The sequence below is a fragment of the Desulfobaculum sp. SPO524 genome (assembly GCF_044987625.1).
Taxonomy (GTDB): Bacteria; Desulfobacterota; Desulfovibrionia; order Desulfovibrionales; family Desulfovibrionaceae; genus Desulfobaculum.
In genome coordinates this window covers 916,934-935,816 of the sequence record NZ_JBJDSB010000001.1, presented here as the reverse complement: position 1 = coordinate 935,816, position 18,883 = coordinate 916,934, and the positions used below count along the sequence as shown (strand labels likewise).

Genomic DNA, 18,883 nt, shown 5'->3' with positions numbered 1-18,883 from the left:
CTCCGCGCGCGTTGCACGGGCTTAGTAACAGGTGCCTGCGCACTCGGCAAGCCCTGCGTCACGAGGGGAAAGTGTCCGTACCACTGGTCTAGGCGTTGCGCTTTTGCAAAAGCAATAAATCCGCCAGCACAAGGCTCACCATAGCCTTGAGCACGGGATTGACGCGGGGGATGGCCGCAATGTCGTGCCGCCCGCCGATGGAGATGCTGGTGGACTCTCCGGAGCGGGTGATGGTGTGCTGCTCCTTGGCGATGGACGGAATGGGCTTGATGGCGGCGCGGGCGATGATGGGTTGACCGCTGGAGATGCCGCCAAGGGTGCCGCCGGCGTTGTTGGTGGCAAAGCCTTCCGTGGCGATGGGGTCGTTATTGACGCTGCCCACGGAGCGCGCGGCGGCGAAGCCTGCGCCGATTTCAACGCCCTTCACTGCGCCAACGCTCATGAGGGCGTAGGCAAGGCGCGCGTCCAGCTTGTCGAAGACGGGTTCGCCAAGGCCTGCGGGCACGCCGGTAGCCATGACTTCCACAACGCCGCCGAGGGTGTCGCCTTGGCTTTTGGTGTCGCGGATTTTGGCTTCCCACGCGTCGACGATGGCGTCGTCCGGCGCAAAGAAGGGGCGGTCCTGCGCGCCTTCGGGGTCGGTGATGGGCGCGGGGATGCCGCCAATTTCCACAGTGTAGGCCATGACGTGAATCCCCACGGTGGCAAGCAAAGCCTGCGCAATGGCGCCGCCGACAACGCGCGAGACGGTCTCGCGCCCGGAGGAGCGCCCGCCGCCGCGATAATCCCGCACGCCGAATTTGGCGTCGAATCCAAGGTCGGCATGACCGGGGCGGTAGACGTTTTGAATTGTGGAATAATCGCGCGAGCGCTGGTCCTCGTTGGCGATGTGAAAGCCGATGGGCGTGCCGGTGGTGGCGCCTTCGAACACGCCGGACAGCAGGCGCACGGTGTCGCTCTCCTTGCGCGCTGTGGAGGCAATGCCTTGGCCGGGCTTTCTGCGGTCCAGCTCGCGCTGGATGCTCTCCTCGCTCAGGGCGATGCCTGCGGGACAGCCGTCCACCACGCCACCAAGACCGGGCCCGTGTGATTCCCCATATGTCGTCAGACGAAAAACGGTTCCGAACGTATTTCCGCTCATGTTCCCTCCATTACTCGTGCGGTAGTAGCAGAAAAGCGCGCAGGGCACCACTGGCGTGGGCGCGGCGGCGCGCGCTGGAGGCGCTGGGCGGGGGATGGCCGGGTACGGATGATGCATGCCGCGTTGCAGACAGGAAAAGACTTCCGAGCAAGGAGAAGACATATGGCACTCCCCGGTATTGGACCCTGTGGCCTTGGCGGCGGCTTGCGCGGCGCGACGCTGACCCCGCCCGAACGTGTGCAGGGAAAAAGCGCCGGCGGCGCAACCAGTGACGAAGCCCTCGCCCGCGAGGAGGAAAAAGCCCGCAAAGAGCAGGAGGCCAAGGAGCAGGCCGCAAAGCTTGAACAAACCAAAATGGACTTCATCGCCAAGTATGTCCAGTCCTTTGGCGCGCCCGAGGAGCTGGACCGCGACAAGCAGGCCTTCAAGGACCGCTTGCATGAGAATGGCGAGGACCCGAACAAGTCGGACCACATGAATGCGCTGGCCTTTGAAACCCTGACCGAGGCCGTGCAGGACCCCAATGACGAGGGGAAAATTACCGTCTACGCCACCAAGGTGGATGGGAACGGCAAGGGCAAAATTTCCCGCGCCATGACGTTTGATTCCGGCGACGGCGAGGACCGCAGTCAGTTAACGCCGGAGCGCCGCCGCGCGGCCAAGATGTATGAGCAAAACGGCAAGAATGAGCAGGCCGTGGCTGGCGGGGAGAAGGACGACGAATCCCCGGAGACGGACAAGATGGTGTAGCTGGCGCCCGCCGGGAACGCGCTGATGCTGCGCGGGAAGGAAGGCGCACCGCGGCGCATGCCCGTTAGGATGATTGCCAGAGGCTGAGCTGGCGCGGTTGCTCCTGCGGCACCTTGGGCCAGCCCACAAGGGCCGGGCTGTGCGGGTCGTGTTCGCGCAAGGTCTCGACGACGTTGCGCTCGCGCGATGTCGCGTAGCAGTAGGCGCACTTGAAGCGGCAGGTGTCGTACACGCCAATATCCACGGACGAGACGCACCGGCAGCCCGCACGCTGGCCGGTATCCGGCGCGGCGTGGATGGGACGGCTTGCAAGACGCTCCACCAGGGCGCGGTCAAGGCAGGCGCCGGGGTGGACGCCGTGGGCGGCAAGGTCCGCGGACTCGGCGCAGGTCTGGATATGCATGCCATGGGCGTTTGCGGCGCAGGCAAGGGCGCGGACGGTGTCGTTGCGTCCGGCGTGGTCGGTGCGCGCGTCGTGGCAGTGGACGCCGTGGTCGCGCCTGAGGGCGTCCAGGCGGCGCTGCACCTTGGGGTACACGTCCAGAAAGCTGATGATAACGCGCTGGGTGGCTCCGGAGAGCGCCTCGGCAATGCGCCCGAATGTGTCGGCGTGAAACTGCGGCGGCGTTACGTTTGAGAGGATGATGGGGTCGTAGCGCCAGACAACGCGCTCCGGCCCGAGGCGCTCCGCAAGGCGCAAAAAGGCGTCTATGCGGCGCTCAAGGGACGGCAGGCGCGGCTCAAAGGCGCGCGGATAGCCGTTCAGGGTGTAGAAAAACAGGGACCGGAATCCACGGTCCGCCGCAAGGTCGAGGCTGCCGGAAAAGGGCGCGGGATTTTTGGACCAGAAGACGAGCAGGTCCACGGCGTCCGGCGTCAGGGGGACGCGGCGCACCTGCCGGGGATTCATGGGATTGATGGAAAGGGCGAGGCCCTCGCGCAGACGCAGGGAGAACCATGCGTTGTAAAAGGCGGGGATGTCCGTTCTTCTGCTGACACTGACGATCATGTCTGCTCCCGAAACGGCGCTGGCCGAAGAAAACACGTGGGGGACCGGGGCGATACGCGCCGGTCCCCCGTTTGTGTCGTGTGGTTGCGTTAGACGGCCTGCGTGGGGCCGCCAACTTCCTCAAAAAAGGTGTTGCGCTCCACCGGGGTGAAGCCCGCCTGCCGGATGGTTTCCTCCAGCTTGGCAACGGTCATGCCCGTGGGGGAGGATGCGCCGGCGGCGTGGCCGACCTTTTCCTCCACAAGGGTGCCGTCAAAGTCATCCGCGCCAGCGTGCAGGGCCATCTGCGCGGGCTTGATGCCCGAGAAGGCCCAGTAGGCCTTGAGGTGCGGCACGTTGTCCATGAACAGGCGCGAGATGGCAATCATGCGCAGATAGTCTACGCCGTCGGTGCCTTCGGCCTCCAGCGGGTTGTTGCCCGGCTGGTACTGCAAGGGGATGAAGACCTTGAATCCGCCGGTGCGGTCCTGCACGTCGCGCAGGGCGGCCATGTGCTCCAGCCTGTCGCGCCACGACTCAATGTGCCCAAAGAGCAGAGTGCAGTTGGTGGGCAGGCCGAGGCCGTGGGCGGTTTCGTGGATTTCCAGCCAGACGTCGCCGGAAACCTTCTCCGGACAGAGCTTCTGGCGCAGCTTGGGCGAAAAGACTTCCGCGCCGCCGCCGGGCAGGGCGTTCAGGCCGCTGCTTTTCATGTCCGTGAGGACATCGGCGTAGCTTTTGCCCGTCTGACCGGCAAGGTAGGCGACCTCGACAGCGGTGAAGGCCTTGATGGCGATGTCCGGGCGCTCCTCACGCACGGCGGCGATGAGGTCCATGTAGTAGGAGTAGGGCAGGTCCGGGTTCAGGCCGCCGACGATGTGGATTTCTGTGATCGGCTCATGGGCGCGCTCGCGGATGCGCTGGCGGATGTCGTCGATGGAGTAGGTATAGGCTCCCTCGTCGCCTGCGCGCTTGGAAAAGGCGCAGAACCGGCAGGCATTGGCGCACACGTTGGTAAAATTCAGGTGCTGGTTGTAGACCCAGAACGCCTTGTCGCCAAAGCGGCGCTCGCGCGCGGCTTTGCCCAGCTCGCCAAGGGTGTGGATGTCGCAGGATTCGGCGAGGGTCAGCGCCTCCTCAACGGAGATGCGGCCGCCGCCAAGCAGGGTGTCGAATATTTTCTGCATGGGTGGTGCCTCACATGCTGGTTTCCGCCGCCACGGTGAAGCCCGTGGCGCGTGGTGAACATACGGGCACAGGCCCGCTGAGTAAAGCCCCGGCCGGGAAGTGGAAAGCGGCCCGAAGCAAAGGCCCCGGGCCGCTGTGGCGGATTCTGTGAATGTCCGGCGGGTTAGAATCCCTCGTCCAGCGCGGGGCAGACGAGTGCTCCGGGCGTGCTGGCGGCGGGGATGGCTTCGGCGTCCTGCACGTGGACGTGGCGTCCGTCGATGCTGAGGCGGCCTTCGGCCAGCCACTGGATGGCCTGCGGGAAGATGCGGTGCTCGTAGCGCAGGATGCGTTTGGCAAGGTCTCCTGGGTCTTCACCGGGCAAGGCCGGAACGGCGGCCTGAATGATGACGGGACCGTTGTCCATGATTTCGTTGACGAAGTGGATGGTGCATCCGGAGATGCGCACGCCGTAGTCTACGGCATCGCGCGCGCCGTGCGCTCCGGCAAAGCTGGGCAGCAGTGCGGGGTGCGTGTTCAGGATATTGGGCGCAAACTCGCGGATAAAGCCGGGGGTGAGGATGCGCATGAATCCCGCAAGGATGATGACGTCCGCCCCGTGGTCGCGGATGGTGGATATCATGGCCGCGTCAAAGGCCTCGCGGCTGTCGTAGTCGCCGTGCTGGAGGACCGCCGTGGGCAGGCCGTGGTTTGCGGCGCGGGTCAGGCCGTAGGCGTCCACCTTGTTGGACAGCACCAGCTTGATGCTGGCGTCAAGGCGGCCATCCTCGATGGCGTCGATGATGGCTTGCAGGTTGGAACCGCCGCCGGAAACCAAAACCGCCAGAGACAGGGACATTCGGGTGCTCCTTGGGATGCTGCCAGCGCAGGCCGGCATGAAGCAGGCTGCACTCCGGCAGCCTGCCTTTGTATGACAGACCGTTAAGCCGAGGCCAGCGCGTCGGCAAGGGCCGGGATGGTGTAGTCCTCGGGCTGGATGTCCGGGGTGAAGCCGTAGCCCTCAAGGGTTTTGGCCGTCACGGGACCGATGCACGCCAGCTTCACCTTGGGCAGGTGCTTTTTCAGTTCCTCGGGCGGGAGCAACTGAAAGAAGTTGTCCACGGTGGAGGAGCTGGTGAAGGTGACGTAGTCCACGTCGCCTGCGTTCAGCTTGTCCTGCAGGGATTCGGGGCCCTGTTCGTTCAGGCCGGTCTCGTACACGGGCAGGATGCGCACCTCTGCGCCCGCCTTGCGCAGCTCCTCGGGCAGAACCTCACGCGCGACCTTGGCGCGGGGGATGAGGATGCGTGTGCCACTGGCAACGCCGCGCTCCAGCAGGCCGGAGACGACATGCTCCGCAACGTATTTTTCGGGGACGAAGTCTGGGCGGATGCCGCGGTTTTCCAGTTCCTTGGCCGTTGCGGGGCCGATGGCGGCGACCTTGCGTCCGCCAAAGGCGCGGGTGTCGAGGCCCATGTCCTCAAGCACGGTCCAGAAGCGCTTCACGCCGTTGACGGAGGTGAAGACCACCCAGTCGTAGGCGTCCATGCCGCTGATGGCGTCGCGGATTTCCGCGTCGTCGGGCATGGGATTGATGCTGATGGTGGGGAACTGCATCACGCAGGCGCCCTGCTCGCGCAGGATGTCGGCAAAGCCGCTGGCCTGCTCGCGGGCGCGGGTGACCACAACGCCTTTGCCCAGCAGGGGGCGCTGTTCGAACCAGTTCAGCTTGTCATGCAGGGAGCAGACGCTGCCCACAACAATGATGGACGGGGCCTTGAAGCCGCGCGCTTTGGCGTCCTCGGCCACATTCTCCAGCGTGGAGACCATGGACTCCTGCGTGCAGCGGGTGCCCCAGCGCACGAGCGCCACGGGGGTTTTGGGATCGCGGCCGCCCTGCATGAGGTTGTCCGCAATCATGGGCAGGTTTTTTACGCCCATGTAAAAGACGAGGGTGGATTCGCTTTTGGCGTAGACGTCCCAGTTGTGGCCGGATTTTTCCTTGGTGGGGTCCTCGTGCCCGGTGATGAAGCAGACCGAGGTGGTGTGGTCGCGGTGGGTGACGGGGATGCCCGCGTAGGCCGGCGCCGCCACGCCGGCGGTGATGCCGGGGACCACCTCAAAGGTGAGGCCTGCGGCCATGAGCTCTTCGGCCTCTTCGCCGCCGCGGCCAAAGACGTAGGGGTCGCCGCCCTTGAGGCGGGCGATGGTTTTGCCTTCCGCCGCGCGCTGGACGAGCATCTCGTTGATTTTGTCCTGCGGGAGGGTGTGGTCGCCGCCCTTTTTGCCCACGTAGATGATTTCCGCATCGGGGCGTGCGTACTGCAGGAACTCGTCGTTGGCGAGGTAGTCATAGACGAGGATGTCGGCGGTCTCCAAAATCTCTTTGGCCTTGATGGTCAGCAGTCCGGGATCGCCCGGACCTGCGCCGATGAGGTACACGTCTGCCATTGTGGCTCCTTTGCAATATGATTGCGGCAACCGGGGGTGCCCCCGTGCTCTGTGTTCGTGGTCCGTGGCCGCCGCGCGGGCGGCGGGTTGGCAAGGCGGCGTGTGCGCCTGCGCGCATGTGTGCACATACGCAACCGGGCACCCCGGCGCAAGGCCGAGATGCCCGGAATGGTATCTCTTGTCTCGTCAGGTGCGGCCAGCCGTGCGGCCACACTGCTCGCGTCCTTCCGGGCTAGGCAATGGCCTCCCGCAGGCGCTGCTGGAGCGAAACGAGCTTGTCTTTCTTTTCGGTGAGTTCCGCGGCCTTGGCGCGCTCGCCGTCAACGACGTCCTGCGGGGCGTTGTTGACGAAACCGGCGTTGGACAGCTTCTTCTCCACGATGGAAAGGGTTTTTTCCGCTTTGGCGATTTCTTTTTCAAGGCGCGCCAGTTCGTCGTCAAAGTCCACGGCGCCGGACAGGGGCACAAAGACTTCATGACCGGCCACCACGTTGGTAGCGGAGGCCTTGGGCGCGGTGACGTCCGCACCGAAGTGCATCTCGCCAAGGCGGGCAAGGCTGGCGATGAGGTCCTGATGTGCGTCAAGGAATTCGCGGGTGTCTTCATCCTTGGTGCGCACCAGCAGGGTCAGCGGCAGGGACGGCTTGATGTTCAGCTCGCCGCGGATGTTGCGGACGCTGACGATGATGTCCTGCAGCAGTTGCATGTGCTCCACCACGCCCTGAACGCGGCACTCGGGGCGGCGCTCGGGGTAGGGCAGGGTGGCCAGGTCTTTGCCGTCGTTGCCGGGCAGGGTGACGAAGATTTCCTGCGTGATGAAGGGCATGATGGGGTGCGCCAGCGTCAGGATTTCGGACAGCACGGTGTGCAGGACCTGCTGGGTCATCTGCTTGCGGTCTTCGTCCTCGCCGTTCAGGTCGCCCTTGATCATTTCAAGGTACCAGTCGCAGAACTCATGCCACGTGAAGCCGTAGATGATCTGCGCGGCGTCGTTGAAGCGGTAGCCTTCAATGGCCTGCTGCACGGCGTCCTTCACCTCTTCAATGCGGGTGAGGATCCACTTGTCGGCAACGCTGGTGGCTTTTCGCACGTCGTGGCCGGGCATTTCGTCGGGCAGGTTCATGAGGGCGAAGCGTGCGGCGTTCCACAGCTTGTTCATGAAGTGGCGGTAGCCCTCGATACGGTCTTCGGAGAGCTTGATGTCGCGGCCCATGGCGGCCAGCGCGGTCAGGGTCAGGCGCATGCTGTCCGTGCCGTACTTGTCGCACATGGTCAGGGGGTCGATGACGTTGCCCGTTGACTTGGACATCTTTTTGCCTTCGCCGTCGCGGACAAGGGCGTGGATGTACACGTCGTTAAAGGGCACCTCGTCCATAAAGTGCAGGCCCATCATCATCATTCTGGCAACCCAGAAGAAGAGGATGTCGAAGCCGGTGCTCAGGCAGGACGTGGGGTAGAAGGTCTTCAGCTCCTTGGTCTGGTCCGGCCAGCCCATGGTGGAGAAGGGCCACAGCGCGGAGGAGAACCACGTGTCCAGCACGTCCTCATCCTGCGTCAGGTTGGAGGAGCCGCACTTGCTGCAGGTGGTGGCGTCCTCGCGGGAGACGATAAGCTCGCCGCAGTCCTGACAGGTCCACGCGGGAATGCGGTGACCCCACCACAGCTGACGCGAGATGCACCAGTCGCGGATATTGTCGAGCCAGTGGAAGTAGGTCTTGTTCCAGGACTCGGGGTAAATCTTGGTGCGGCCATCCTTCACGGCCTTGGCGGCCTCGTCGGCAAGGCCCTTCACCGCCACGAACCACTGGGTGGAGACGTACGGCTCGATGGTGGTCTTGCAGCGGTAGCAGTGGCCCACGTTATGCTCGTGCTCTTCGATCTTCTGCAGGTGGCCTGCCTCGTCGAGCATGGTGATGATTTTGGCGCGGGCGTCGGGGCAGGAGAGGCCCTCGAACTCGGGACCGGCTGCTTCGTTTAGCGTGCCGTCGTCGTTCAGGATGGAGATGACCTCAAGGCCGTGCTTGCGGCCGAGTTCCCAGTCGTTCATGTCGTGGGCTGGGGTCACCTTCAGACAGCCGGTGCCGAACTCGCGGTCGACGTACTTGTCGCCGATGATGATGAGCTTGCGGCCAACCAGCGGCAGGATGGCGTGCTTGCCGATGAGATGGTTGTAGCGCTCGTCCTCGGGGTGCACGGCGATGGCGGTGTCCGCCAGCATGGTCTCCGGGCGGGTGGTGGCGATGGTCAGGTCGCCGCTGCCGTCCTCCAGCTTGTAGGTGACGTAGTGCAGCGCGCCCTTTTCGGCGGCGCGGTCCACTTCGTCATCAGCCAGGGCGGTGCTGCAGCGCGGGCACCAGTTGACGATGTAGTCGCCCTTGTAGATGAGGCCTTCCTCATACAGGCGCACAAAGACTTCGCGCACGGCGCGGGAGAGCCCTTCGTCAAGGGTGAAGCGCTCGCGGGTCCAGTCCACGGAGCAGCCAAGGCGGCGAATCTGGTTGAGAATCTTGCCGCCGTACTCTTCGCGCCATTCCCAGACGCGCTCCACGAATTTTTCGCGGCCAAGGTCTTCACGGCGGACGCCTTCGGTGGCAAGCTTGCGCTCAACGACGTTCTGGGTGGCGATGCCGGCGTGGTCGGTACCGGGTACCCACAGGACGTTTTTGCCCTGCTGGCGCTGGTAGCGACACAGGATGTCCTGCAGGGTCAGGTTGAGGGCGTGGCCGATATGCAACTGGCCGGTGACGTTGGGCGGGGGAATGACGATGGAATAGGATTCACCCTCTGCGTCAACGTCCGGTGTAAAAGTCTTATTGTCTTCCCAATGGGCGCGCCAGCGCGACTCGACGTCGGCCGGCTCATAGCCTTTGGGCAGGGTTTTCACAGCCATGTGTGTATCTCCTCGTCTTCACTTCTTGACGTATTTTCCGTAAATTCAACCCTGTCCAAGACGCGCGCCCGGCCATGGCCGCCACGTGACGGATGGGGGACGGCCATATGAATGCGGTGCCTCTGCACCGCCTTGAGCAGGGAAAGCTCCGCAGGGACAGGCTGCCTGCGGAGTGGCGCGGCAACACAGCCTAATGAGCATACGCACAATGTCAAGCATCTACATATACTGGGACGAATCGCACTTGTGGGGCCTTCTGGCCTGGAGAGCCATTAAATCCTGGGGTTTGCCTTACCGTCTTGTACGAGGCGACGAAATAGCCGACGGCATACTTTCCACCGACCCGCCGAAACTGCTGCTGGTCCCCGGCGGCTGGGCGCGGGCCAAGTACGACCTGCTGGGCGAGCAGGGCGTCAGCGAAGTGCGCCGCTATGTGCGCCACGGCGGCAATTATCTGGGCTTTTGCGGCGGCACCGGGCTGGCCCTGAGCGGGCCGTACGGCCTGGGGCTGTGCCCGTGGAAGCGCCGCGCCTTTACGGACCGCCTGCAGCACGCGTGCAGCGGGCATATGTTCACCAATGTGGAGGCGTCCAGCGACCTTGTACCCGGCAGGCTTCCCGAGCAGCCGTTGATTCCGGTGTGGTGGCCCGCCCGCTTTGAGTATCAGCCCCACGAGGACATCACGGTGCTGGCGTCCTACAGCACGCCGGGGCCGGATTTTTGGGTGGCGGACTTGCCGCTTGAGAACGTGCCCAAGCAGCCGCTGTCGGACCTTGAGTCGCAATACGGCATCCGCATCTGGCCGGAGTTCATGACCGACCAGCCCTGCATCATCGAGGGCAAGTTCGGGCAGGGGCGCTACATGCTGTCCTACGCGCACCTTGAAACGCCAGCCTCCGTGGACGCCAACCATTGGCTGTCGCACATTTTGTACACCATGACCGGCGAGGAACCTGCGGGCGGCGTGCTGTCCGTTTTGCCTGCGTGGAATCTGGAGCGTCTGCCCCGGCGCTGGCCCGACGAGGACGGCGGCGAGGCCCTTGCGGCGGTGAAGGCCGCCCTTGAGGACATCATCGCCCTTGGTATGGACCATCTGCTGCTCTTCCGCCGCAACTCGTGGCTGCTTGGCTGGCGGCGCGGCATCCCCGGCGGGTACATCAACTTCCTGTACTCCATGGCCTGTCAGGCCCAGAACCTGACGCCCACCAAGGAGGCCGCCGAGTACTGGAAGGCCTCGTGCGACAAGTTCCTTGAGGACATGGACCACTTCCGCCATGGCCTTGCCGGATACCTGTTGGCCGAGCGGCTGGCCATGTCCGTGCCCGAGTCGTCGGGGGATATTCCCAGCGATAGCCTGCGCGAGCAGCGCATTGCCTTGTTCGGCCAGCATATGAACTACGGCGGCATGTACGCCAAGCTGGTGCGCGTGCTGGACAAGGTGCTGTGGCTGACCCTGCGTTACGGACCGTCCTGATGCGCGCACGCCGCGCCCTGATTGCAGACTGCGCCCGTTCCGGGCCGCAAATGGGAGGCCCCAGTGCTCAGTAACGAACGTCCCTATACCTTTGACCGCGTGGTCCGGCTGGCGCTGTCGGCGGTGTTTCTGGCGGCCCTTATATGGCTGCTGAATTACCTGTCCGACGTGCTCATTCCCTTTGCCGTGGCCCTGCTGCTGGCCTACCTCATCAATCCGCTCACCGAGGCCGTGGAGCGCCGGGTGGGCAACCGTCTGGCGGCAGTGCTGGGCAGTTTGGTCCTTGTGGGGGCCACTTTGTGGCTGGCGGTGTGGCTGGTTGCGCCTATGATTGGCACCGAACTGCGTCATATGGCGACGCTGGCCTCGCGCATTGCCGACGGGTCGGAGTTTGACCGCAAGGCCCTGCAGAGTCTGCCCCCCGAAGTGTGGGGCATGATCAAGGACGCCCTTGGGCAAAAGGACATCCAGCAATTTTTGACCTCGCCGGACGTGTTGGCCTTTGCCAAGAACGCCATCGCGCGCATTGTTCCCGGCGTGTGGGGGCTGATGCAGGGGGCGGCCAGCGCGGTGCTGGCCGTGGCCGGTGCGTTTATCATTCTGCTGTACTTGGTGTTTTTGCTCCTCGACTACCGCCGCGTGCGCGATGGCTGGACCAGCATCATTCCGCCCGGACGGCGGGAGGCCGTGGTGGAGTTTGCCGCGGAGTTCAACGGCGCCATGAGCCGCTACTTCCGCGCGCAGGCCGCTGTGGCGTCCATTGTGGGCGTTCTCTTCGCCATTGGCTTTGCCCTTATCGGTCTGCCCCTTGGGGTGCTGCTGGGCCTGTTTATCGGCCTGCTGAACATGGTGCCCTATCTGCAAATTGTGGGCTTTATCCCCGCCTTTGCCCTGGGCGTTGTGCACGCGCTGGAGACGGGGACCAACGTTTGGCTGGTGCTGGCGCTGATTACGGCGGTATTTGCCGTGGTGCAGGTGCTGCAGGACGGGGTGCTCATCCCGCGCATTATGGGCAAGGTGACGGGACTGTCCCCGGCCATCATTCTGCTGGCGCTGTCCATATGGGGCAAGCTGCTTGGCATGCTGGGGCTGCTGATTGCGCTGCCCGCCACGTGCCTGCTGTGGGCTTATTGGCAGCGGTATGTGAACCATGTGAGCGTGGCGGCCACGCCGCCGGATGAGGCGGAGGGCTGACGCGCGGGCCAGAGGGAGCGGCTGACGCGCTTTCGACTGTCAGCGAGACGTTTTGCAAAAAAAAAACAGGCCGGTGCACCGTGGTGCACCGGCCTGTTTGCGTTGGGGCAAAAGGGGCGGGCTTACTGCTGCTCGCAGTAGAGCCTGTCGAGGATGGCTTTGCCGCCTGCGTCCAGAACTTCCTGCGCCAGGTCAAGGCCCAGCTCAAAGGCGTCCACGGCGTGGCCGCTGGCTTCGCGGCGGATGGGGGAGGTGCCGTCCACATCGCAGACAAGGCCTGTCAGATGGATGGTGTCGTCCTCCAACACGGCGTTGGAGGCGATGGGCACCTGACAGCCGCCATCAAGGCCGGTGAGGAAGCCGCGCTCGGCCTGCACGGTCACACGGGAGACGGGATCGTTCAGGAAGGCGAGCATTTCGCCCATGGGGCCATCCTCGGCGTATTCAATGCCAAGGGCGCCCTGCGCCACGGCCGGCAGGAATTCCGGCGGGCCAAGGCGGGTCATCTTGGGCGCGGAGAGGCCAAGGCGGATGATGCCGGCGGTGGCCATGATAATGGCGTCGTACTGGCCTTCTTCCATCTTGCGCAGGCGGGTGCCCACGTTGCCGCGCAGGTCCAGAACGTTCAGGTCCGGGCGCAGGGCCAGAATCTGGGACCGGCGGCGCAGGGAACTGGTGCCGACCTTGGCGCCCTGGGGCAGGGCGTCCAGTCCGTCGTAGTGGACGGAGAGGAGGGTGTCGGTGTTGTCCTCGCGCTCGGGATTCACGCCGACGATGAGGCCTTCGGGGAGCACGGTGGGGACGTCCTTCATGCTGTGGACGGCGATGTCCGCGCGTCCATCCAGCAGGGCTTCTTCGATTTCCTTCACGAAGAGGCCCTTGCCGCCGACCTTGGCCAGCGGAACGTCCAGAATTTTGTCGCCCTTGGTCTTGATGGAGAGCAGGTCTACCTCAAGCCCGGGGTACTGGTGCTGCAAACGGGATTTGATGTGCTCGGCCTGCCAGAGGGCAAGCTTGCTGCCGCGGGTGGCTATGGTGATGCGTTTCATACAGACTCGTGCGTGGGGTTGAAGGTACGACAAACCGGGAGGGTCCGTGTTGGGCGCTCCCGGTTAACGAGACGTGCTGGCCGGTGGTGCTCAGTGGCCGCAGGACGAACAGCTGCCGCCGGAGCATCCGGCGCAGCCGCTGGAGGACGAGCTGGACGCGGTGCCAAGGCTGTCCCCGCCGCCAGCGGATTTGAACTGGCAGCAGCTGAGGAGTTTTTCCGTCTTCTCGGAGCCGCAGGACGGGCATTTGACCTGCGTGGTGGAGCCGATGACAAGCTCCTCGAACTCGTTGCCGCATTTTTCGCAGCGGAATTCATGGATGGGCATGGGAACCTCCCGGGGTTTCGGACTCGAAGATGTTAGTCCTCATCCAGATAGGGCGTCAATTCCACCACCGCTTCAAAGAGGTAGTGGTCCACCAGCTGGCACAGCAGGTGCTCAATGGCAAGGTGAACTTCCTGAATGAGGGGAGTATGCGTGTGCTGGACGGCAAGCAGATGGTCGCAGTGGCGGGCCATTTCGCCGCCTTCTCCGGCGGTGAGGCCGATGGTGGTCAGGCCTTTGTCCCGCGCGGCCTTCAGCGCGCGTACGAGGTTGGCGCTGTTGCCGGAGGTGGAGATAGCCAGCAGCATGTCGCCGCTTGCCCCAAGGGCCTGCACCTGTTTTTCAAAAACTTGGTCAAAGCCATAGTCGTTGCCAATGGCCGTGATGGCGGAGGTATCCGTGGTTAGGGCAATGGCGGGCAGGGGCGGGCGTTCCATGAGGAAGCGGTTCACGAACTCGGCGGCAACGTGCTGGGCGTCGGCCGCGGAGCCGCCATTGCCGGCAAGAAGCAGCTTGCCGCCGCGCGCCATGCACACGGCGATGCGCCGGGCCACGTCCACAACATCGTCGGTGTGGTCGCGGAAGTATTCCTCACGGAGCGTCACGCCGGATGCGGCGTGTTCCTGTACTATGGATCGTGCGTCGTCGGCCATGTAATGTCCTTGTGTGGGCTTATCCGTTTTATCCGGACATGGAGAGTGTGAGCTATCCCATTTCCGGGCACCTGACAATAACCACCCTCGCGCCGATGGCAACCCCTGTGTCCATGGGCGCTGCGGATGGAGTGCGGCAGGCGCTGTGCATTTGTGCGGGGGTTTGCTACGGTAGAAGCATGTGAAGAAAGCCTTCCCGCGCGCAGCGGTGCGGGGTGAAGTCGTATCCGGGAGGCGCTCATGAGACGCTGGATTGCCGCCTTGGCTGTGGCGCTGTGCATTGCGCCGGGGCCAGCGCAGGCGAAGCAGACCATTACCATAGGGTTCAACCTGTCGATGTCCGGCGATATTGCGGGCGTTGGGCAGTCTTCGCGCAATGCGGCGGAGCTGGCCCGGCGCGAGGTGAACAGCCGGGGCGGGGTGGACATTGGCGGCGAAAAGTACGAGCTGAAATTTGCGTACCGCGACAACGGCTCCGTGGTGGAGCAGGGCGTTGCCGTGGCCCAGAAGCTGTGCAGCCGCAGCGATGTGCTGGCGATAATCGGGCCGAACTCCTCCAAGTTGGCGGTGCCCGTGGGCGGGACCTGTAATGCCCGGGCAACGCCCATGGTGTCTCCGTGGTCTTCTCATCCCAGCACAACACGAAACCGTCCGTGGGTTTTCCGGATATCGTTCGTGGACGACATGCAGGGCAAAGTGGCCGTGGACTTTGCCAGCCGGACCTTTGGCGCGCGGACTGTGGGGATCATTTTCGACTCCAGCAACGACCATTCCATAGGCATGGCCGAGATATTCCGCACGCGCTGGGAATCGGTGGTGCCGGATGGCGAGGTTGTCGCCTTTGAGCCGCATCCGCCCATGGTGCGGGACTACACGGCGCTGCTCCGGCGGGTTCTCGCCGCCGGGCCGGATATGTTGTACATTCCGAACAACTACAATCAGGCCGCGCGCATTATCCGGCAGGCGAAAGAAATGGGTCTTAAGAGCATAATCATGGGGTCCGATGCGTGGGATGCCGTGGACTTCGTGAAGCTGTGCGGCGAGCCGTGCTTGAATTTGTATTTTACCACCAACTATATTGGCACAGCGGGCAATGGCAGAACGCACGCCTTTGTGGACCGGTTTACGGTGGCGTACGGCTACGCACCGGACACGGTGGCGGCGCTGACGTGGGATGCGGTGCACCTTGTGGTGCGCGCTCTTGGCGAATTGGACGCGGTAGGCGGCGACCTTGCCTCCAATCGTCTTGCCGTGCGCGAGGCGCTGGCAGGCATACGCAACTTTCGCGGCGTGACCGGGACCATGCACTTCAATGCACAGGGCGATCCTATCAAGTGCATAAACGTGGCGCGTGTGAACGAGAATGGCGAGTTCGCCTTTGTGGAGGAGGCGTGCCCGGAAGATATAGTCCGCAAGGGCCACTAACGCCAAAGCGCCCCGGACCGGAGTGGTTCGGGGCGCTTTGGCGTGTGGTGACAGGCTGGGCTAGGTGAGCGAGCCGGAGGTGACGAAGTCGGGGCCGATGCTGGGTGCGGAGGCGCTGCCGCCGCCCTGATTCTTGATGGCTTCCTGAAGTTGAGCCTGCAGGGTGGCCAGCTCGGACTGCTTCATCGCCAGCAGGCGGCGCTTCATGGCCGGGTCCATTTCCTTTTCCTTCAGCTCTTCAATTTCCTTTTTGACCTGCTCTATCTGCTTTCTGATGGACCTGATGAGCCGTTCCGAGGCGGTTTCCTCTGTGTCTTCGGTTTCCGCTGTCTTGGCGAAGGCCCCGCCTGCGGGGATGGCGGCGGCGTTTCCGCCCTTGGCGAGGTCTTTGCCCTGCTGGGAAAGGCTCACGGAATCGCCGGACTGGGCAGCGCCCGGTGCGGCATTGGCGGCGTCAGAAGTGGCGTCGTCGGGATGGGGGAGTTTGGCTGCAAATACCGGGTTTCCGGCAAGTGCGTGGAGTGCTGTACTCATGATGTTCTCCAGAAGATGATACGCGTAATACTTCTTCAATCGACCATGGGCGCTCAATCTTTAGGAAGGGAGGCGGGGGGCATCGAAAATTTGGACATTTGTCCCCGGTATGTGGAATAGTACAAGACGGTGGAGCAGCCATAAGCTGGGGGTGCCATGTCCAAGATTGAGCGGATACAGGTCATCAAGGGGGTGTACTGGGTGGAGGTGCCAGACGCCAACCTCCGCCTGCTCTGCGGGTGCCCGGCGGATGTGGTGAAGCACCTGATGAAGCGTGGATTCATCCAGTCCCGCCACCGCGACGGCGTGGTGTTTGAGTCCGGTCCCAACGCCATTTTGCTGTCTGACGTGCTGGTGCAGAGCGGCGCGTTTTCCAACCTTGCGGAATTTCCTGTTCTGCAGATGCTGTACCGGCAGGGGATGCTGATTCCCGGCCACCCCGGCAACACCGGCGAGCGCCCGCTGCTTGTTGGTGCGGAGCCGCAGGTGCGCGCCCAGATGAATTATATCCACCGCGGCAACTATGGCCTGCTGAGCGCGCAGGAACTGCGCGCCGCCGGGGTGCCGCAAAAGCGCGCCGAAGAGCTTATGCGCATGAAGCTGCGCTTTGCCTTTGGACGCATCCGCCATCCCAGTGAATTGTTGGAAAGTCGCATCCTTGGCAATGCCCCGGCGGAGATTCGCGGCGGCGTCACCGTCCGCCGCCTGCGCCTCAATGTATTTGAAATCGAATACGATTCCAGCTCCGTCACCGTGGACCTGAATCTGCCTCAGGGCAGCTCCGGCTACGACGCGCCGTACCCGCTGGGCTTCAATGATGTGCGGCGGGAATACTTCGCCGTGGTGCACTCGGGGTGCGGCGACGGGTGGGATGTGAACCGCCCGGCCATGGCGTCCATTGTGATGTTTCAGGGGCGGGTGTACCTCATCGACGCGGGGCCGAATATCCTGCACAGCCTCACGGCCCTGGGCATTGGCGTCAATGAGGTGGAGGGCATCTTCCACACCCACGCCCATGACGACCACTTCTGCGGGCTGGCGACACTCATGCGCAGCGACCACCGCATCAAATATTACGCCGTGCCCCATGTGCGCGAGTCTGTGGCGCGGAAGCTGGCGGCGCTGGTGGACCGGGATTTGTCGGACTTTGACCGCTACTTCGACCCGCACGACCTTGCCGAGGGCGAGTGGAACGACATTGCGGGGCTGGAGGTGCGCCCCGTGTTTTCACCGCACCCGGTGGAGACCACGGTCCTGCTGCTGCGCGCGCTGGATGGCCGGGGCTACAAGAGCTACGCGCACTTTGCGGATATCGTCAGCCTGAAGGTCCTAGAGGATATGGTCACCGAAGATGACAGCGCTCCGGGCGTGTCCGCCAAGATGCTGCAATCCGTGCGTGAGGACTACCTGACCTTTGCCAACCTCAAGAAGCTGGACATCGGCGGCGGGCTTATCCATGGCAATGCCGAGGACTTTGCGGAGGATACTTCGCAGAAGCTGGTGTTGGCCCACGTTTCGCGTGATCTCACGGGGCGCGAGAAGGAAATTGGCTCCGGCGCGCCCTTTGGCATGGTGGATGTGCTCATCCATGGCGAGCAGGATTATGTGAAGATGTACGCCTTTTATTATTTGCAAACCTACTTCCCTACCATTCCCCGCCATCAAATCAAGATGCTGCTCAATAACGAGGTGGTCACCTTCAACCCGGAGACCATCCTCCTGCGCAAAGGTACGGTGCCTTCGGCCATCTACCTCGTGCTGACGGGCGCGGTGGAGATGATTGATACCGTGGGCGAGGTGCGCAACGTGTTGTCCGCGGGCGGCCTGGTGGGCGAGATTGCGGGCATGGTGCGCGCACCGGTGCAGGAGACCTTCCGGGCGATGAACTTTGTCTATGCCCTGCGGATTCCCAGCGCGCTGTATTTGGAATTCGTCCGGCGTGGCGGGCTGTATCATGACATTGAACGCCTACAGGACAGGCGGGACTTTTTGCAGAAGAGCTGGCTGTTTGGCGAGTCCCTGTCCTATCCCGTGCAGAATATCATAGCCAACAGCATGGCTACGGAGCGCTACGAGGCCGGGGCGGAGCTGCAGGTGGGGCTGGACGGCGACCGGTCGCTGTACGTGGTGAGTGAGGGCGAGGTGGAAGTGCTCATCGGCGACAGCGTCCTTGAGGTGCTGCGCAGTGGGGACTTTTTCGGCGAGGGGTGTGTTTTGTTCAGTACGCCTTGTGTCCATGGCCTGCGGGTCAAGACCACGGCGCAACTGTTCCGTATCCGGCATGATGAGATTTTGGACGTGCCCATCATCCGCTGGAAGCTCTTTGAAACCTACGAGCGGCGCATGCGGCTCATGGTCAGTCCGGAGCTTGTGGGCGTATCCATCTTCCGCTGGCGGGATGAGTACGAAACGGGCGTCGCCTCCATGGACGCCCAGCACAAGGAGATGCTCCTTGCCGCGGACCGCGTGTATCTGGCCCTGAACACCGGGGAAAAGCGTGAGCATCTTGAGGAGTTCATAGCTTTCCTGCTTGCGTATTCCCGCGCGCACTTTGAGGAGGAAGAAGTCCTGATGGAGCGCCACGGCTATCCGGATCTTGAGGAGCATCGCCGGAGACACAAGCGGCTTGTGGATGAAGTGGAATCGTCCCTTGAACGGTACCGGAGAGGTGAATTCGCGCTGGACGTCGAGTTCATGGAATTGGTGAAGGACTGGATTGTGAACCACATCCTGTTGGACGACCGCAAGTATGGCTCCTTCCTGCGCCGCCACGAGGAGGGCGAGGGCACAGGTGAGGGCGACTGAAGCCGCGAGGCGTGTGCCGGGCGCGCAGGGCGCGTTCT

At 63.5% G+C, this 18,883-nt stretch carries 15 protein-coding genes; 5 read left to right on the top strand and 10 right to left on the bottom strand.

The features are described from left to right. Positions 1 to 88: 88 nt before the first annotated feature. Complete coding sequence (gene aroC / locus ACI3L3_RS03885; protein WP_404843781.1) at positions 89 to 1,141, bottom strand: chorismate synthase; 1,053 nt, start codon at positions 1,139 to 1,141, stop codon at positions 89 to 91. Positions 1,142 to 1,303: 162 nt separating this feature from the next. Between aroC and ACI3L3_RS03880 the strand changes: the two genes are divergently transcribed. Further along, positions 1,304 to 1,891 carry a hypothetical protein gene (locus ACI3L3_RS03880; protein ID WP_404843780.1) on the top strand — a complete coding sequence of 196 codons (588 nt, stop codon included), beginning with the start codon at positions 1,304 to 1,306 and terminating at the stop codon, positions 1,889 to 1,891. Between the two features lie 64 nt (positions 1,892 to 1,955). Here ACI3L3_RS03880 and ACI3L3_RS03875 read toward each other — a convergent pair whose 3' ends face one another. The 5 genes from ACI3L3_RS03875 to ACI3L3_RS03855 all read right to left on the bottom strand — a co-directional run bounded on the left by ACI3L3_RS03875 (position 1,956) and on the right by ACI3L3_RS03855 (position 9,387). Next, on the bottom strand, positions 1,956 to 2,900 hold the full coding sequence (locus ACI3L3_RS03875; RefSeq protein WP_404843779.1) for a DUF1848 domain-containing protein: 945 nt from the start codon (positions 2,898 to 2,900) through the stop codon (positions 1,956 to 1,958). Positions 2,901 to 2,989: 89 nt separating this feature from the next. Further along, a complete protein-coding gene (mqnE, locus tag ACI3L3_RS03870; protein ID WP_404843778.1) occupies positions 2,990 to 4,066 on the bottom strand; it encodes an aminofutalosine synthase MqnE in 1,077 nt (358 codons plus the stop codon). A 164-nt stretch (positions 4,067 to 4,230) separates the two neighbouring features. Next, positions 4,231 to 4,905 (bottom strand): phosphoribosylglycinamide formyltransferase, encoded by a 675-nt coding sequence (purN, locus tag ACI3L3_RS03865; RefSeq protein WP_404843777.1) that lies wholly within the window; start codon positions 4,903 to 4,905, stop codon positions 4,231 to 4,233. Positions 4,906 to 4,988: 83 nt separating this feature from the next. Next, positions 4,989 to 6,497 carry a uroporphyrinogen-III C-methyltransferase gene (gene cobA, locus ACI3L3_RS03860; protein ID WP_404843776.1) on the bottom strand — a complete coding sequence of 503 codons (1,509 nt, stop codon included), beginning with the start codon at positions 6,495 to 6,497 and terminating at the stop codon, positions 4,989 to 4,991. Between the two features lie 232 nt (positions 6,498 to 6,729). After that, positions 6,730 to 9,387, bottom strand: coding sequence for a valine--tRNA ligase (locus tag ACI3L3_RS03855; RefSeq protein WP_404843775.1), 2,658 nt, complete (start codon positions 9,385 to 9,387; stop codon positions 6,730 to 6,732). Between the two features lie 286 nt (positions 9,388 to 9,673). Here ACI3L3_RS03855 and ACI3L3_RS03850 point away from each other — a divergent pair, with 286 nt between their 5' ends. Together ACI3L3_RS03850 and ACI3L3_RS03845 are read left to right on the top strand one after the other, a co-directional pair. Further along, complete coding sequence (locus tag ACI3L3_RS03850) at positions 9,674 to 10,861, top strand: BPL-N domain-containing protein (RefSeq protein WP_404843774.1); 1,188 nt, start codon at positions 9,674 to 9,676, stop codon at positions 10,859 to 10,861. Between the two features lie 63 nt (positions 10,862 to 10,924). After that, entirely contained in the window at positions 10,925 to 12,055 is a 1,131-nt protein-coding gene (locus tag ACI3L3_RS03845) for an AI-2E family transporter (RefSeq protein WP_404843773.1), read from the top strand. Between the two features lie 122 nt (positions 12,056 to 12,177). Here the strand turns inward: ACI3L3_RS03845 and hemC are convergent, their stop codons facing one another. From hemC to ACI3L3_RS03830, 3 genes are all read right to left on the bottom strand, one after another. Beyond that, on the bottom strand, positions 12,178 to 13,104 hold the full coding sequence (hemC, locus tag ACI3L3_RS03840; protein WP_404843772.1) for a hydroxymethylbilane synthase: 927 nt from the start codon (positions 13,102 to 13,104) through the stop codon (positions 12,178 to 12,180). Between the two features lie 90 nt (positions 13,105 to 13,194). Then, positions 13,195 to 13,431, bottom strand: coding sequence for a zinc ribbon domain-containing protein (locus tag ACI3L3_RS03835; RefSeq protein ID WP_404843771.1), 237 nt, complete (start codon positions 13,429 to 13,431; stop codon positions 13,195 to 13,197). Positions 13,432 to 13,463: 32 nt separating this feature from the next. After that, complete coding sequence (locus ACI3L3_RS03830; RefSeq protein ID WP_404843770.1) at positions 13,464 to 14,081, bottom strand: D-sedoheptulose 7-phosphate isomerase; 618 nt, start codon at positions 14,079 to 14,081, stop codon at positions 13,464 to 13,466. A 240-nt stretch (positions 14,082 to 14,321) separates the two neighbouring features. Here ACI3L3_RS03830 and ACI3L3_RS03825 point away from each other — a divergent pair, with 240 nt between their 5' ends. Continuing rightward, positions 14,322 to 15,506, top strand: coding sequence for an ABC transporter substrate-binding protein (locus tag ACI3L3_RS03825; RefSeq protein WP_404843769.1), 1,185 nt, complete (start codon positions 14,322 to 14,324; stop codon positions 15,504 to 15,506). Between the two features lie 60 nt (positions 15,507 to 15,566). Here the strand turns inward: ACI3L3_RS03825 and ACI3L3_RS03820 are convergent, their stop codons facing one another. Beyond that, the gene (locus ACI3L3_RS03820) at positions 15,567 to 16,040 is read right to left on the bottom strand and encodes a hypothetical protein (protein WP_404843768.1); all 474 of its coding nucleotides are present in this window, start codon (positions 16,038 to 16,040) and stop codon (positions 15,567 to 15,569) included. A gap of 156 nt (positions 16,041 to 16,196) precedes the next feature. On the opposite strand from ACI3L3_RS03820, the gene ACI3L3_RS03815 reads away from it, so the two are divergent. Continuing rightward, positions 16,197 to 18,845, top strand: coding sequence for a bacteriohemerythrin (locus ACI3L3_RS03815; RefSeq protein ID WP_404843767.1), 2,649 nt, complete (start codon positions 16,197 to 16,199; stop codon positions 18,843 to 18,845). The last annotated feature ends 38 nt before the right edge of the window (positions 18,846 to 18,883 follow it).

What these genes read in the sequence shown, in the direction of transcription:
- ACI3L3_RS03835 (WP_404843771.1), bottom strand. Translation starts at nt 13,431, where the DNA reads ATGCCCATCCATGAATTCCGCTGCGAAAAATGCGGCAACGAGTTCGAG.
- mqnE (WP_404843778.1), bottom strand. Translation starts at nt 4,066, where the DNA reads ATGCAGAAAATATTCGACACCCTGCTTGGCGGCGGCCGCATCTCCGTT.
- cobA (WP_404843776.1), bottom strand. Translation starts at nt 6,497, where the DNA reads ATGGCAGACGTGTACCTCATCGGCGCAGGTCCGGGCGATCCCGGACTG.
- ACI3L3_RS03855 (WP_404843775.1), bottom strand. Translation starts at nt 9,387, where the DNA reads ATGGCTGTGAAAACCCTGCCCAAAGGCTATGAGCCGGCCGACGTCGAG.
- ACI3L3_RS03815 (WP_404843767.1), top strand. Translation starts at nt 16,197, where the DNA reads ATGTCCAAGATTGAGCGGATACAGGTCATCAAGGGGGTGTACTGGGTG.
- ACI3L3_RS03820 (WP_404843768.1), bottom strand. Translation starts at nt 16,040, where the DNA reads ATGAGTACAGCACTCCACGCACTTGCCGGAAACCCGGTATTTGCAGCC.
- ACI3L3_RS03880 (WP_404843780.1), top strand. Translation starts at nt 1,304, where the DNA reads ATGGCACTCCCCGGTATTGGACCCTGTGGCCTTGGCGGCGGCTTGCGC.
- ACI3L3_RS03830 (WP_404843770.1), bottom strand. Translation starts at nt 14,081, where the DNA reads ATGGCCGACGACGCACGATCCATAGTACAGGAACACGCCGCATCCGGC.
- purN (WP_404843777.1), bottom strand. Translation starts at nt 4,905, where the DNA reads ATGTCCCTGTCTCTGGCGGTTTTGGTTTCCGGCGGCGGTTCCAACCTG.
- ACI3L3_RS03825 (WP_404843769.1), top strand. Translation starts at nt 14,322, where the DNA reads ATGAGACGCTGGATTGCCGCCTTGGCTGTGGCGCTGTGCATTGCGCCG.
- hemC (WP_404843772.1), bottom strand. Translation starts at nt 13,104, where the DNA reads ATGAAACGCATCACCATAGCCACCCGCGGCAGCAAGCTTGCCCTCTGG.
- ACI3L3_RS03875 (WP_404843779.1), bottom strand. Translation starts at nt 2,900, where the DNA reads ATGATCGTCAGTGTCAGCAGAAGAACGGACATCCCCGCCTTTTACAAC.
- aroC (WP_404843781.1), bottom strand. Translation starts at nt 1,141, where the DNA reads ATGAGCGGAAATACGTTCGGAACCGTTTTTCGTCTGACGACATATGGG.